This is a genomic window from Variovorax sp. 01T432 (genome assembly GCF_056398605.1).
In genome coordinates this window covers 33866-47678 of record NZ_JBFTPS010000022.1, presented here as the reverse complement: position 1 = coordinate 47678, position 13813 = coordinate 33866, and the positions used below count along the sequence as shown (strand labels likewise).

Annotated in this window: 13 protein-coding genes; 1 reads left to right on the top strand and 12 read right to left on the bottom strand. The window is 68.0% G+C overall.

Translation table 11 applies throughout. The features are described from left to right. Positions 1 to 53: 53 nt before the first annotated feature. The 11 genes from AC1DNF_RS17825 to badH all read right to left on the bottom strand — a co-directional run bounded on the left by AC1DNF_RS17825 (position 54) and on the right by badH (position 11754). Positions 54 to 1187 (bottom strand): ABC transporter permease, encoded by a 1134-nt coding sequence (locus tag AC1DNF_RS17825; protein ID WP_478149938.1) that lies wholly within the window; start codon positions 1185 to 1187, stop codon positions 54 to 56. A gap of 3 nt (positions 1188 to 1190) precedes the next feature. Further along, the gene (locus tag AC1DNF_RS17820; protein WP_478149937.1) at positions 1191 to 2327 is read right to left on the bottom strand and encodes an ABC transporter permease; all 1137 of its coding nucleotides are present in this window, start codon (positions 2325 to 2327) and stop codon (positions 1191 to 1193) included. After that, positions 2324 to 3286 (bottom strand): ABC transporter ATP-binding protein, encoded by a 963-nt coding sequence (locus tag AC1DNF_RS17815; RefSeq protein WP_478149936.1) that lies wholly within the window; start codon positions 3284 to 3286, stop codon positions 2324 to 2326. Before AC1DNF_RS17815 ends, AC1DNF_RS17820 begins: the two co-directional genes overlap by 4 nt. Then, a complete protein-coding gene (locus AC1DNF_RS17810) occupies positions 3286 to 4227 on the bottom strand; it encodes an ABC transporter ATP-binding protein (protein WP_478149935.1) in 942 nt (313 codons plus the stop codon). The genes AC1DNF_RS17815 and AC1DNF_RS17810 overlap by 1 nt, the downstream gene beginning before the upstream one ends. Further along, entirely contained in the window at positions 4224 to 5240 is a 1017-nt protein-coding gene (locus tag AC1DNF_RS17805; protein ID WP_478149934.1) for an HlyD family secretion protein, read from the bottom strand. Before AC1DNF_RS17805 ends, AC1DNF_RS17810 begins: the two co-directional genes overlap by 4 nt. Before the next feature lie 198 nt (positions 5241 to 5438). Next, positions 5439 to 6152, bottom strand: coding sequence for a MotA/TolQ/ExbB proton channel family protein (locus tag AC1DNF_RS17800; protein ID WP_478149933.1), 714 nt, complete (start codon positions 6150 to 6152; stop codon positions 5439 to 5441). A gap of 92 nt (positions 6153 to 6244) precedes the next feature. Next, the gene (locus AC1DNF_RS17795; RefSeq protein ID WP_478149932.1) at positions 6245 to 7282 is read right to left on the bottom strand and encodes a zinc-binding dehydrogenase; all 1038 of its coding nucleotides are present in this window, start codon (positions 7280 to 7282) and stop codon (positions 6245 to 6247) included. Beyond that, positions 7279 to 8922 (bottom strand): cyclohexanecarboxylate-CoA ligase, encoded by a 1644-nt coding sequence (aliA, locus tag AC1DNF_RS17790; protein ID WP_478149931.1) that lies wholly within the window; start codon positions 8920 to 8922, stop codon positions 7279 to 7281. Before aliA ends, AC1DNF_RS17795 begins: the two co-directional genes overlap by 4 nt. 40 nt (positions 8923 to 8962) lie before the next feature. Further along, positions 8963 to 10114 carry a cyclohexanecarboxyl-CoA dehydrogenase gene (gene aliB, locus AC1DNF_RS17785; protein WP_478149930.1) on the bottom strand — a complete coding sequence of 384 codons (1152 nt, stop codon included), beginning with the start codon at positions 10112 to 10114 and terminating at the stop codon, positions 8963 to 8965. 48 nt (positions 10115 to 10162) lie between these two features. Further along, the gene (gene badI / locus AC1DNF_RS17780; protein ID WP_478149929.1) at positions 10163 to 10945 is read right to left on the bottom strand and encodes a 2-ketocyclohexanecarboxyl-CoA hydrolase; all 783 of its coding nucleotides are present in this window, start codon (positions 10943 to 10945) and stop codon (positions 10163 to 10165) included. A gap of 41 nt (positions 10946 to 10986) precedes the next feature. Then, positions 10987 to 11754: a 2-hydroxycyclohexanecarboxyl-CoA dehydrogenase gene (gene badH / locus AC1DNF_RS17775; protein ID WP_478149928.1), complete on the bottom strand. Its 768-nt coding sequence runs from the start codon at positions 11752 to 11754 to the stop codon at positions 10987 to 10989. A 141-nt stretch (positions 11755 to 11895) separates the two neighbouring features. On the opposite strand from badH, the gene AC1DNF_RS17770 reads away from it, so the two are divergent. Further along, a complete protein-coding gene (locus AC1DNF_RS17770; RefSeq protein WP_478149991.1) occupies positions 11896 to 12411 on the top strand; it encodes a MarR family winged helix-turn-helix transcriptional regulator in 516 nt (171 codons plus the stop codon). A gap of 51 nt (positions 12412 to 12462) precedes the next feature. Here the strand turns inward: AC1DNF_RS17770 and AC1DNF_RS17765 are convergent, their stop codons facing one another. After that, positions 12463 to 13728 (bottom strand): diguanylate cyclase domain-containing protein, encoded by a 1266-nt coding sequence (locus tag AC1DNF_RS17765; protein ID WP_478149927.1) that lies wholly within the window; start codon positions 13726 to 13728, stop codon positions 12463 to 12465. Positions 13729 to 13813: the final 85 nt, after the last annotated feature.

Here is a 13813-nt window from a genome sequence, read left to right as displayed (position 1 = left end):
ATAGCCAAGGCACCGCGGAGGGCCTTTCGCGGCGCTCCCCCGCACCGCCGCGGTCAATCCAGCGCCTTGCGAAAGCGGATGGTCGCCACCGTCAGCAAGCCGAGCCCGATCGCGGCCAGGGCCAGCATGGGGGGCCAGAGCACCTCGACACCCACCCCTTTCAGGAAGGTGCCGCGGATGATGATCAGGTAGTAGCGCAGCGGATCCACGAGCGTGAGCCATTGGAGGAATGGGGGCATGCTGGCGATCGGAAAACTGAATCCGGACAGGATGAACATCGGATTCAGCACGAAGAAGTTCGATGCGAATGCCTGCTGCTGGGTGGTGCAGATCGTCGAGATCAGCAACCCGATCGCCAGCGCGCTGAGGAGGAAGAGGCAGGTCCCCGCCACCAGCACGAGCGGGTTCCCCGCGAAGGGCACCTTGAACCACAGGAGACCGACCGCCGCGACGATCGCCACCTCGATCAGGCCGATGACGAAGAAGGGCACGGTCTTGCCGAGGATGAACTCGAAGGGCCGGATCGGCGTCACCAGCAGTTGTTCCAGGGTGCCGATCTCGCGTTCGCGCACGATGGCGAAGGCCGTGAGGTTCACGATCGTCACCAGCACCAGCGTGCCGATGACACCGGGCACGAAGAACCACCGGCTGTTGAGGTTCGGGTTGTACCAATAGCGCCGCGCGACATCCACGCGAACGAGCGGCTGCCCGAGCGCGCGACCGGTGCGCTGCGCCAGGTCGAGCGCGCTGGCCTGTCCGAACGATCCGGCGATCTCGCCGACGTAACCCAGCGCGATGAGCGCCGTGTTCGAGTTGGTGCCGTCCACGAGCACCTGGATCGGCGAGCTCCGCCCCTTGCGCAGCAACTCCGAAAAGCCCGCCGGCACCACGATGCCCACCTGCGCGTCGCTGCTGGCCACCGCATCCTCGACCTTCTGGTGGGTGGGCGCGGCGAGGGTCACCCGAAAGCGGCTGCTGTGAACGAAAGCCGCGACGAGGGCCCGGCTCTCCGGCGTGTGGTCCTGGTCCAGCATCGCGGTCGAGACGTTGAACACCTCGAAGGTGGCGGCATAGCCGAACAGCAGCATCTGGATGATCGGCGGAATCAGCAGCCGAAAGCGCGCCGAGCGGTCGCGCCTGAGCTGCAGGAATTCCTTGACCAGCAGCCGGGCGATGCGCGCGAACATGGCTCAGTCCAGCGTCTTGCGAAACGATCGCGCGGCCAGCGTGATCAGCACCGCGGCGTAGAGCGCCAGGCTGGCGATCGGAATCGCCAGCTCCGCGGCCGTCGAGCCCTTCAGGAACACGCTCTTGAGGATGGTCACGTAGTAGCGCGCGCTGACCAGGTAGGTCACGCCCTGGACGAAGCGAGGCATCTGGTCGATCGGGAACGAGAACCCGGACAGCAAGGTGGTCGGCAGCATGGTCAGGATCAATGCGAGCTGGCTGGCGCCGACCTGGCTGCGGATCGACACCGAGACGTAGTACCCGATGCAGAGCACCACCATCAGGAACAGGCTCGTCGTGGCCATCAGGAGCAGCAGCGTGCCGCGAAACGGCACCTCGAACCATCCCACGGCAAGGCCCAGGCAGATGGCGGCATCGATCATGCCGATCACGAAGTACGGGCCCAGCTTGCCCAGCATCAGTTCCATCGGCGTGACCGGCGTCGACACCAGCAACTCCATGGTGCCGCGCTCCCATTCGCGCGCGATCGTCAGCGAGGTCAGCTGGGCGCCGACGATCGCCATCACCATCGCAACCACGCCGGGGATGATGAAGTAGCTGCTCTCCAGGTCCTCGTTGAACCAGACCCGTGCCTGCACGCTCACGGGGGTCTGCGTCTGGATCTGCCCGCCACGTCGTTGAATGGCATCGAGCTGGACCTGGCTCGAGAAACCGGCGACCACCGCGCCGGCGTATCCCGCCGCGATCGTCGCGGTGTTCGAGTCCGTGCCGTCGACCAGCACCTGCACCGTCGCCGCGCCCTGGTCCACCAGATGCCGCGAGAAGCCCGCCGGCACGACCACCGCGAGCTGGCATTCGCCGGCATCGATCCGGCGCTTCACCTGTTCGAGCGTGGTGGCGACCGTGCGCAGCGAGAAATAGCGCGACGCGGCAAAGCGGTCGAGCAGGTCGCGCGATTGCTGGTTGCCTTCCTGGTCGACGACGCACAGGGGAATGTGCTTGACATCGAGGTTGACGCCGTAGCCGAGCATGAACATCTGCATCAGCGGCAGCAACAGCGCGATCATCAGGCTGCGCGGATCGCGCACGACCTGCAGCGCCTCCTTGCGCGCGATCGCGACGATGCGCCGGATTCTCATGGCGTGGCCTCGGCGGCCCGGGCGCTGCTCGCACGCACCAGGTGAACGAACATGTCTTCCATCGACGGCGCGATCGCGCGGATGCGAGCGCCCGGCATTCCTTGCTCCGCGAGGCGCGCGCGGACCGCGGCGGCCGTCGGATCGACCCGGTCCACCAGCAGATGCAGGGTGTTGCCGAAGACCGCCGCGTCCCTGACCCCGGGAACACCATTGGCCATGGGGAGCGCCGCGCCGACGTCGTCGCACTCGAGTTCGAGCAGTTCGCCGCCGATGGACTGTTGCTTCAGCTCATGCGGCGTGCCCAGCGCGATCAGCCGGCCCGCCGCGATCAGCGCGATGCGCATGCAGTATTCCGCCTCGTCCATGTAATGCGTCGACACCAGCACGCTCACGCCTTCGTCGCTCAGCTCGTGGATCAGCTTCCAGAACCGGCGGCGCGACGCCGGGTCGACGCCCGAAGTCGGCTCGTCGAGGAACAGCACCGCGGGCCGATGCAGGATCGCGCAGCCCAGCGCCAGCCGCTGCTTCCAGCCGCCGGCCAGCGTCGCCACCAGCGCCGGTTCGCGTCCGCGCAGGCCGGCCATCTCGACGGCGAAGCGGATGCGCTCATCCAGCAGCGGCGCCGCGACGCCGTAGATGCCGCCGAAGAAGCGCAGGTTCTCCACCACGCTCAGATCGCCGTAGAGCGAGAACTTCTGCGACATGTAGCCGATGCGCCTGCGCACGGCCTCCGGGTCCTGCGTGATGTCGATCCCCGCCACGGTCGCGCGCCCGCTGCTCGGGCGCAGCAGCCCGCACAGCACACGGATCAGCGTCGACTTGCCCGCGCCGTTCGGCCCCAGGAAGCCCATGATCTCGCCGGGCGCCACATCGAAGCTCACGTTGTCCAGCGCGCTGAACGAGCCGAAGCGCTTGCACAGCTGGTCCACCACGATGGACGGCGCGACGGGCGCCTCCACTACGCGGCCTCCCCGTGTTCGAGAAGCGCAACGAAGAGATCCTCGATGCTGGGGTCGACCTGCTTCATCTCGCTGGTCGGAATGCCGGCCGCCGCGACGGCCCGCGCCAGTTCCGGCATGCGGCGCGCGGCATCGTCGACATGGACATGCACGCCGTCGCCCACCAGCATCGAATCCTGGACGCCGTCGAGCGCGCGCACGCATTCGAGCAAGGGGCGGGGCCGCGCCGAGGTGATGCGCACGATCGCGCCCGGCATGCCCTGCTTGAGCCGCCGCGGCGTGTCGCAGTACTTCATGCGCCCCTCGTGCAGCAAGGCCAGGCGATCGCAGCGTTCGGCCTCGTCCAGGTAGGCTGTCGAGATCACCATCGCCACGCCTTCGGCGCGCAGCGAATAGAGGATCTGCCAGAACTCGCGCCGCGAGACGGGGTCGACGCCAGTGGTCGGTTCATCGAGCAGCAGCACGCGCGGCGCGTGGACCAGGGCGCAGGTCAAGCCCAGCTTCTGCTTCATGCCGCCGGACAGCTTGCCGGCCAGGCGCTTGCCGAAGGGCGACATGGCCGAGATCGCCAACAGCCGCTTCGCCCGTTCACGCCAGACCGCCGAGGGGATCTCGAACAGGTCGGCGTAGAAGCGGATGTTCTCGTCGACCGTCAGGTCCTCGTAGAGCCCGAAGCGCTGCGGCATGTAGCTCACGTGGTGCTTGGCCCGGTTCGGATGGGCCACCACGTCGACGCCGTCGATGCGGATCTGGCCGGCGTCCGGCCGCATCACGCTGGCCAGCAGGCGCATCGCCGTGCTCTTGCCGGCGCCATCCGGCCCGACCAGGCCGAATATCTCGCCGGGCCGGACCGAGAAGCTCAGTCCGTCGACCGCCAGGACCTGTCCGAACCGCTTGCTCAGGCCGCTGACCTCGACCGCGCCCGCCGCGACGCCGTTCATGGCTGGCTCGCCGCATGCGGAATCACCTTCGCGTCGGCGGGCATGCCCGGAACGAAGAAGTGATCCCGGTTGTCGATGTCGATCTTGACGCGATAGACCAGGGTGACGCGCTCGGCGTGCGTCTCCAGGCTCTTGGGCGTGTATTCGGCCTGCGGCGCAATGAAGGAGATGCGGCCCGCGACCGGCTTGTCCGGGTACGTGTCCGTCGTCACCGTCACGGCTTGCCCCAGGCTCACCCGGCCCATGTCCGCTTCGTTCAGGTAGGCGCGCAGCCAGACATGGTCCAGGTCGGCGATCGTGACGATGGGCGTTCCCGGCGCCACCACTTCGCCCAGTTCGGCCTGGCGAGCCAGTATCACGCCGTCGAAGGGCGCGCGCAGCGTGGAATAGCCCTCGACGATGCGGCTGAGCCGGGCCGACTGCTCGGCGCCGAGCGAGCTGGCCTGCACCACCTTGATGTTGCCCTCGGCGACCGCTTCGAGGGCCAAGTCCCGCGCCAGGATGGCGTTGGACTGCGTCAGCGCGGTCCTGGCGGTGTCGAGCGCGGCCACGGACACGAATCCCTGCGCCTGCAGGTCTTGCGCGCGTTTCAGGTCCCGGGTGCGCTGGGCCACATCGGCGCGATCGGCCTCCGCCACCCGGCGCGCGGCCTCCAGGCTCTTGCCGGCGGCGTCCAGTTGACGCTGCTGCACGGCCAGTGCCGCATCGGAGATCGACACCTGCTGCTTCAGATCCTGGTTGTCGACGACGGCAACGGTGGTGCCTTGCCTGACCCACTGGCCCTCATCGAAGGGCAACTCGACCACCCGCGACTGGACACCCTTGAAGCTGAGCTGGCTCTCGTGGGCCTCGATGTTCCCCGAGAGCGTGATCACTTCGACGCGGTGGCCGTTGCCGAGCAGCGCCAGCCGCGACATCAGTTCGGGCCGATTGCGCCACCCCACGAGCAGCGCGCCCAGAGCGACCAGCACGACGACCGCGATCCCCAGTCGGGAAGGACTCCATTTGCGCATAGGACCGCCTCCGTGCGGCGCGTGGGATTCGATGAATTGCACATCCTCCGGGATCTCGCCCACGCCCGCCTTGCGCTCGGTCAACTCGCGTCGAGGAGGCCCGGGATCGTTTCGCGATTCGCGTCTCCGGGCTCCGGATCCTTCTCAGAGGCCCCGGCACCATGAACAGGCTGCCCGGCCGCAGCAGACCACCGCTGCTCAGCCTTTCCTGAACGGGACCACATTGGCGTCCCCGCCGACCTGGACACGCGCGCCGGTCACGAAGTAGGCATGCAGGTCGTGCGCGAAGCTGTTGAGCTTGGTCAGGACGAACTTGTTGCCGCGTACGAGCGCGTTGTAGCCCAGCACGGCGGGAATCGCGACCGCCAGGCCCAGCGCCGTCATGATCAAGGACTCGCCGATGGGGCCGGCGACCTTGTCGATGGTCGCCTGGCCGGCGGTGCTGATGCTCATCAGGGCGTGATAGATGCCCCAGACCGTGCCGAACAGGCCGATGAACGGCGCGGTCGAGCCGACCGAGGCCAGCACGGCCAGGCCGATCTGCAGGCGCGCCGTGAACTCGTCGATGCCGTTGCGCAGCGCACGGGAGATCCAGTCGCTCACGTCGAGCACGTCGTGCAGGCGCGCCTTGGTGTTGCGATGGTGGGCGGCCGCCTCGCGGCCTTCCAGCGCCAGCGCGCGAAACGGGTTGCTCTCGTCCTTGCCGAGCTGGTCGAGCGCGGTGGCGAAGTCCTCGCTGTGCCAGAAGTCCTGCGAATGCTTCGCGAAGCGCTTGTACTTGATGATGTCGAGCGCCTTGATCAGGATCACGATCCAAGACGCGAGCGACATGCCGATCAGCAGCAGCGCCACGCCCTTGGTGACGAAGTCGCCTTGCTGCCAGATGTTCATCAGGCCGAGTTGGGAATCCATACGAAGCTTCTCCCGAAAAAGATCCGTCGGCAAACCGCGAAGGGCGGGGGCGGCGGATCACCGGCTTGGGCGGGTCGATGAATTCTCTCAGCTCAGGGCGGATCGATGGTGAGGGCCACCTTGCCGAATCGCTCCCCCGACGCCAGGCGGTCGAGGGCCGCATGCGCCTCCTGCAGCGGGTAGTCGGCGTCGATGACAGGACGCATGCCGCTGCGCTCGACCAGCGAGAGCAAGGCGCCGAACTCGTGGAGATCGCCCAGCGTCGAGCCCAGGATCTGCAATTGCCGGATGAAGATGCGCCGCAGGTCCGCCGGCGGCTGGTCGCCGCTGGTGGCGCCGCAGGTCACGAGGCGGCCGCCGCGCACCAGCGACTTCATCGCGGCGGACCACACCGCGGCGCCGACGTTCTCGATGACCACGTCGACGCCGCGCCCGCCTGTGAGCGCCATGACCTGCCTGGCCACATCCTGCGTCGTGCCGTCGATCGCGTGATCCGCGCCCATGCCGAGGGCCCGCTGCAGCTTGGCCTCCACACGCGAGGTGACGATGACCCTGGCGCCGCTGAGCCTGGCCAGCTGGAGCGCGGCGAGCGACACCCCGCCGCCGATGCCGAAGATCAGCACCGTCTCCCAGGGCTTGAGCTGCGCCTTGGTGAACAGCATGCGCCAGGCCGTGAGGTGGTTCACCCCGAGCGCGGCGGCCTCGGCATAGCGCAGGGCGCCCGGCATCGGGAACACGTTGCACGCCGGCACGCTGACGTATTCGGCGAATGTGCCGTCCCGATGCTCCCCGAGGTATTCGATCGCGGTGCAGAGCACGCCTTCGCCGCGCCGGCAGAACTCGCAGCGTCCGCAGGCGATCCCGGGGTGCAGGACCACCTTCTGGCCCGGCGCGAGCCGGCGCTCATGCGCGTCCACCTCCTCGACCAGGCCGGCGCCGTCGAGCCCCATGATCTGCGGCAAGCGGTGCGTGATCCCCGCGCCGCTGTCGCGCATGTAGAGATCGACCCGGTTCAGCGTGGCCGATTTGATCCGCACGAGGACCTCGCCCGGGCCTCGCACCGGCATGGGCCGCTCGCCGATGGTCACGACCTCGTTGCCGCCGTGGCCCGTGATGAAGACCGCTTTCATGCCGCGCCCTCGCGCAGCATCTCGCGCAGCTTGAACTTCTGGATCTTTCCGGTCGGCGTGGAAGGCATCGCGTCACGCACGACCAGGCGCTCCGGGATGTACTGGACCGCCACCTTCTGCCCCTTCAGGAACTCCACGATCGAGGGCAGGTCGATGCTGCGCCCCGGCCTGGGCACCACCACAGCGCAGGCCCGCTCGCCCAGGCGCTCGTCGGGGTAGGCCACGATCGCGGCCATGGCAATGTCCGGGTGCCGGTACAGCAGCGACTCGATCTCGACCACCGGGATGTTCTCGCCGCCGCGGATGATCACGTCCTTGCTGCGGCCGGTGATGCGGATGTAGCCCTGGACATCGATGCGCGCCAGGTCACCCGTATCGAACCAGTCGTCGGCGTCGGTGCCGTTGAGATGCGGGCGCCGCAGATAGCCGCCGAAGTTCGAGCACGAGCGCACGAGCAGCCTGCCGGGCCGGTCGACCGGCAACACCTGGCCGTCATCGCCGACCACCTTGAGCTCGACGCCGGGCAGCGCCACACCGTCGGTCGTGAACGCGCGGGCGTCGTCGTCATCCGGCAGGATCGTCGTGACGGCGCCGTTCTCGGTCATGCCCCAGGCCGAAACGATCTTGGTGCCCAGGACCTGGCGCGCCTGCTCCACCAGCGGGCCCGGAATCGGCGCGCCCGCGCACAGGAAGATGCGCAGGCTCGGCACCTCGCGGCCCGTCTCGGCGACGGTGCGGGCGAGGTCCGTGAGGAAGGGCGTGGAGGCCATCGTGAAGCTGACGCCCTCGGCCCGGATCAGTTCGATCGCCTGCCTGGGCTCCCAGATGTCCTGCATCACCGCGCTCGCCTGGAGGATGATCGGCATCATCAGCCCGTACATGAAGCCGGTCTGGTGCGCCATGGGCGAGGCCATCAGCACCACGTCGCCGGCGCCCAGGCGCAGGCGCCGCGCATAGGGAATGATGTTGGCCATCGTGGTGTTGGCCGAGTGCATCACGCCCTTGGGCTCGCCGGTGGTGCCCGAGGTGTAGATCATCTGCGTCACGTCATCCGGGCCGGGGCGGCTGCGCGTGAGGATGTCCCGCGCGTCGGGCTCGTCCTCCCAGGCCGGGCCGCTGAGCAGCGCTTCGAAACTGTTGGCGCCCGCGCCGCCGACCACCACGACCTGCCGCAGGTCGGGCAGGGCCGGCCGAAGATCGCTCACCATCCGCTCGAAGTCGAAGCCGCGAAAGCTCCGCGGCACGATCATGACCCTGGCTTCGCCGTGCTTGAGCATGAAGGACAGCTCGCGCTCGCGGAAGATGTGCATCAGCGGGTTCATCACGGCGCCGATGCGGGAGCAGGCCAGGTACACCAGCGTGAATTGCCACCAGTTGGGCAACTGGCAGGCCACCACGTCGTTGCGGCCCACGCCCAGGCGCGACAGTCCCACCGCGATGCGATCGGCCATGCGCGCCAGCTCGCGGTAGGTGAAGCGGGTGGTGACGCCCTCCTCCACCCTCAAGGCGGTCAGCGCGACCTTGTCGGGAAAGGCCGCCACGCAGGCGTCGAGCTCATCGTTGATGGTGCGGTCATGCCAGAAGCCCTGCGCCACCATCCGGGCGCGGCGCGGCGGCAGCAATACGGCATCGAATTCCATGGTCTTGTCTCCTGGTTTCCTGTCGCTGCGGGTGAAAGGTTCAGGCCGGCACGGCGTCGCGCCCGGCGCGGGTGCGCGCCACGATGGTCTTCATGATCTGCGCGGTGCCGTCGCCGATCTGGAAGCCGAGCACATCGCGCAGGCGCTGCTCCATCACGCCGCGGTCGTAGCCGCCATGGCCGAACATCAGCAGGCACTGGTGGATGGTGTCATAGGCCAGCTTGGGCGCCCACCACTTGCACATCGCGGCTTCGGCGGTGTGGGGCGCGCCCCTGTCCTTCAGCCACAGCGTCTGCAGGCACAGCAGCCGCGCGGCGGTCACCTGCGTATCGAAATCGGCCAGCGGATGCGACACGCCCTGAAACGCCGACAAGGGCTTGCCGAAGGCTTCGCGCTGCGCCACGTAGTCCCAGGTTTCCTCGAGGGCGGCGCGCGCCACCGCCAGGACCTGCAGCCCGATCAGCGCGCGGGAGAAGTCGAAGCCCTGCATCACCTGCACGAATCCCTTGTTCTCGGCCCCGAGCTGATGGCTCACGGGCACGCGCACGTTCTCGAAGAACAGCGAGCCGCGACCGATCGCGCGCTGGCCGTGGCAATCGAATCGGTTGCGGGTCAGGCCCGGCAGATCCATCGGCACCAGCAGCGCGGTCACGCCATGGGCGGCCGATTCGACCGGGCCGGTGCGGCCGAACACCACCGCCGCATCGGCCTGGTCGGCCGCGGAGATGGATGTCTTCTCGCCATTGATCACATACGCGTCGCCGACACGCTCCATGCGCAGGCGCAGGTTGGCCGCGTCGGAGCCGCCGCGCGGCTCGGTCAGCGCAATGGCGATCAAGGCCTCGCCCCGCGTCAGCCTGCGCAGCCACGGCCGGACGACTTCGGGCCTGCCGTGCTGCGAGAGGATCTGGCCGTTGAGCGAAGCGAGCAGGTTGACGTACGACATGCTCAGGTCGGCGCGCGCGATCTCCTCATGGATCACGCCGGCGGCCAGGCAGCCCATGCCCTGGCCGCCATGATCCTCGGGCAACTCGGGCGCGATGAAACCCATCTCGCCCATTTCGCGCATCAGCGGGCGATCGAGCACGCGGGTCTTGTCGCGCTCCAGGAAGCCGGGGGCGATGCGCTCGGTGGCGAAGCGGCGGGCGTGGTCGCCCAGCGCTGTCAGGTCTTCGTCGAGATACGGGTTCATGACTTGTCTCCAGGGTTCGCCGCGCGCAGGCGTTCGAGTGAAGGGTCTCTACTTCGCGTACTTGCGGAATTCGGGCTTGCGTTTTTCCCTCAGGGCATGGACGCCCTCGCGCGACTCCTCGGTGTCGTAGTAGAGCTTGAGCGCGTACATGCCGAGCCCCGCGATGCCGGCCTGGTGCGCGGTGTCGGCGTTGAAGCTGCGCTTGGCGATGGCCAGTGCCGTCGGGCTGCGCTCGCAGATTTCCTCGGCCCACTTCTGCACCTCGGCGTCGAGCTGGTCGTGCGGCACCACGGCATTGGCCAGGCCCATGGCCACGGCCTCGGCGCCGCTGTAGCGGCGGTTCAGGTACCAGATCTCGCGCGCCTTCTTCTCGCCGACGACGCGTGCCAGGAAAGCGGTGCCATAGCCCGGATCGACCGATCCCATCTTCGGGCCCACCTGGCCGAAGACGGCCTTCTCGGAGGCAATGGTCAGGTCGCAGATGGTGCACAGCACATTGCCCCCGCCGATGGCGAAGCCCTGCACGCGCGCGATCACGGGCTTGGGCACATTGCGGATCGTGTCGTGCAGCTCCTCCATCGGCAGGCCGATGGTGCCGCGGCCGTCGTAGTTGCCGTCGTGGGCGGACTGGTCGCCGCCCGTGCAGAAGGCGCGGTCCCCGGCGCCGGCCAGCACGATGGCACCGACGCCGCGGTCATAGCCGGCACGGTTCAGCGCCTTGATGAGCTCGTCGCAGGTCTGCCCACGGAAGGAGTTCATCTTGTCGGGCCGGTTGATCGTGATCCAGGCCACGCCGTTGCGTACTTCGTAGAGGATGTCTTCGAATTCCATGGTGTTCTCCTTGGGGGGTGTGCGGGAAGGCCGTCAGGCGATCAGCCGTTCATGGTCAGGCCGCCGGAGACGCTCAGCACCTGGCCGGTGACGAAGCCGGCGTCGTCGCTGGCGAAGAAGAGGATGGCGCCGGGCAGGTCGTCCGGCTGGCCGATGCGCCCCAGCGGAATGGAACGCGTGAACGCTTCCATTAGCTTCTCGGGATTGCCCGCGCCTTCCTTGTAGTCGGCAAAGAGGGCGGTGTCGGTCGGCCCGGGGCACACGACGTTGACCGTGATGCCGTGGCGCGCATGTTCGCGGGCGATGGTCTTGGAGAACGCCACCAGGCCGCCCTTGCATGCCGCGTAAACCGCTTCGCCCGAGGAGCCGACCCGCGCCGCATCGGAGGCGATGTTGACGATGCGCCCCGCCTTGCGCGCCGCCATGCCGGGCAGCACCGCGTGGTGCATGTGCAGCGCGCCGGTCAGGTTGATGGCGATCAGCTTGTCCCACTGCGCCGGCTCGGTCCTGGTGAACGGCTTGAACACGTCCCAGCCGGCATTGTTGACGAGCACGTCGATCGGGCCCAGCCCCTGCAGCGTGGCATCGACCGCCATGTCGACGCTGGCGCGGTCGGTGATGTCGCAGCGCAATGCCTGCGCCTGCCCGCCCGCTTCGCGGATGGCGCAGGCAACCTTCTCGGCCGCTTCCAGGTTCAGGTCGAGCACCGCGACCCTGGCACCTTCCCGAGCGAAACGACGGCAGGTGGCCCCGCCGATGCCGCCGCCGCCGCCGGTGACCACCACTGTCCTTCCTTCGAATCTCTGCATCGGGTTCTCCGTCGGGTTTGAAGCTTGCTTGCTATCGTTGACGCGTCGCGGCCTGAGTGCCGCCGTCTTTATGTCAATGTGTTGTCTTATTATGCGAGGCTGAAACCACGAATGCAAGATCGTCCGAAGAAAGAAAAATCCATGGATAACCCTATGAGTCATGAAGACGTTGCAAGGATCGAACTGGCCAACCGGGTGTTCTTCCGCCTGTATCAATGCGCCAATATGTTGCATAAAACAGGGACGAAGGCGGTCGAGGCCGAAGGCCTGACGACGCAGCAATGGGCGGTGCTGGGGGCGCTCTCGCGGCCCGCGGCGGGCGCAGGCATGAGCGTGGGCGATCTGGCGCGCTACCTCAAGGTCAGCAGGCAGAACCTCTCCGGTCTGCTCAGCCGCATGGAACGAGATGGGCGGATCAAGACCGCGGCTGACGAGCGCGACCGCCGCTCGCGCCTGGTGTCAATGACGACAGCGGGGCAGCGTGTATGGCAGGACGAGGCGTTGCCGAAGATCCACGGCTACTACGCCCAGGTGCTCGAGGGCTTCTCCGTCAACGACATCACCCACACCTTGCACTACCTGCTCAAGATCCTGGAGAACATGCAAGCGGTCGACAAGCGCCAGGGCGGTGGCGACGAGATCGATCCGGATCGCTGACACGGTCGCGGCGCGGCCCGTCGGTGCGGCGAGCGCCCTTCGGGCTTGGGCTCAGGCGTGGCTGCCGTTGAGCCGCGCGGGCGGGACAGCCGCCTTGCGGCCCTGCTTGCGGGTGTACATCAGCGTGTCCGCGCGGCGCAGCAATTCCTCGGCGGTCGAGCCATCGGCCGGGAAGACCGCGGCGCCCGCCGACGCCTGGACGGCGATGCTCACATCGCCGTAGCTGACCTGCTCGGCGATCTTCTCGACCAGCCGCGCCGCGGCCTCGTCGGCGGCGGCCTGGCTGGCGATGCCGTCGAGCAGCACCACGAATTCGTCGCCGGCCAGGCGCGCGGCGATGTCCGCGCGGCCGACGCCTTCCTGCAGCCGCTGGCCGACCGCCTTCAGGATGGCATCGCCGGCGGCGTGGCCGTAGGTATCGTTGATGGCCTTGAAGCCGTCGAGATCGATGAACACGATGGCGAAGGGCCGCGCCAGCGTCACCGAATGGCGGGCGATCCAGTCGGGCATCACGCTCAGCACTCGGCGGCGGCTGGCGATGCCGGTCATCGGGTCGTGCAGGACCTCGTGGCGCAGGGCGTTGGCCAGCGCGTTCACCGAGAGGTCCTTCAGGATGCCGACGAAGAGGCGGTCCGACCCGCTGCGCAGGCTGGCCACCTGGAGGAACAGCGGGAAGAGCTGGCCGCTCTTGGTGCGGCCCACCACTTCGCGGCCGCGGCCGATGATGTGTTCCGTGCCCGTCGTGAGGTAGCGCCGCAGGTGGCCGTCGTGCTGGCCGGCGTCGGTGGCATCCATGAGCACCGTCACGTTGCGCCCGACCACGTCGCTCGCCTGGTAGCCGAACATGTCCTGCGCGGCCTTGTTGAAGCTGAGGATGGCGCCGGCGTCGTCGATGCTGACGATGCCGTCGAAGGTGCAGTTCAGGATACCGTTGAGCTTGTCGTTGTGCAGCTTCTGCTGAATCATCACCCTCAGCCGGGAACGCAGGGTGGCGGCATCGATGGCGAGCAGGAAGTCGTCGACGCCCATGGCCAGCGCCGCCTCGATGTCGGCGCTCGTGCGGCAGCAGGCGATCAAGGGCGTCCACAGGGCGTTCGGCTGGCGCGCATTGACGAAGTCCTGGATGAAGCCGAGCGACTGCGGCGTGAAGTCGACGACCACCAGGGCGACGTCGAAGGCGCGGTCCGGCAGCTCGTCGAGCGCGCTGAATTGCGCCACCTGCAGGTCGAAACCGGTTTGCGCCAGGATGGCAGTGTCGATCAGGGGGTGCGCGGGCTCGCAGATGTAGAGCACCGTCGATTCAAGAGTGGGCGTCATGCGGAGCGGGGGGGGGGTGCGCTTCAGTTCGGTCTCGGGGTTTCGATTGTAGAGAGACAGCCCCCGCCCACCGCGACGCGGCGCG

Bases quoted from the DNA above. Each gene is read 5' to 3' on its own strand.
- AC1DNF_RS17825 (WP_478149938.1), bottom strand. From the start codon at position 1,187: ATGTTCGCGCGCATCGCCCGGCTGCTGGTCAAGGAATTCCTGCAGCTC.
- AC1DNF_RS17820 (WP_478149937.1), bottom strand. From the start codon at position 2,327: ATGAGAATCCGGCGCATCGTCGCGATCGCGCGCAAGGAGGCGCTGCAG.
- AC1DNF_RS17810 (WP_478149935.1), bottom strand. From the start codon at position 4,227: ATGAACGGCGTCGCGGCGGGCGCGGTCGAGGTCAGCGGCCTGAGCAAG.
- AC1DNF_RS17805 (WP_478149934.1), bottom strand. From the start codon at position 5,240: ATGCGCAAATGGAGTCCTTCCCGACTGGGGATCGCGGTCGTCGTGCTG.
- AC1DNF_RS17800 (WP_478149933.1), bottom strand. From the start codon at position 6,152: ATGGATTCCCAACTCGGCCTGATGAACATCTGGCAGCAAGGCGACTTC.
- AC1DNF_RS17795 (WP_478149932.1), bottom strand. From the start codon at position 7,282: ATGAAAGCGGTCTTCATCACGGGCCACGGCGGCAACGAGGTCGTGACC.
- aliA (WP_478149931.1), bottom strand. From the start codon at position 8,922: ATGGAATTCGATGCCGTATTGCTGCCGCCGCGCCGCGCCCGGATGGTG.
- aliB (WP_478149930.1), bottom strand. From the start codon at position 10,114: ATGAACCCGTATCTCGACGAAGACCTGACAGCGCTGGGCGACCACGCC.
- badI (WP_478149929.1), bottom strand. From the start codon at position 10,945: ATGGAATTCGAAGACATCCTCTACGAAGTACGCAACGGCGTGGCCTGG.
- badH (WP_478149928.1), bottom strand. From the start codon at position 11,754: ATGCAGAGATTCGAAGGAAGGACAGTGGTGGTCACCGGCGGCGGCGGC.
- AC1DNF_RS17770 (WP_478149991.1), top strand. From the start codon at position 11,896: ATGGATAACCCTATGAGTCATGAAGACGTTGCAAGGATCGAACTGGCC.
- AC1DNF_RS17765 (WP_478149927.1), bottom strand. From the start codon at position 13,728: ATGACGCCCACTCTTGAATCGACGGTGCTCTACATCTGCGAGCCCGCG.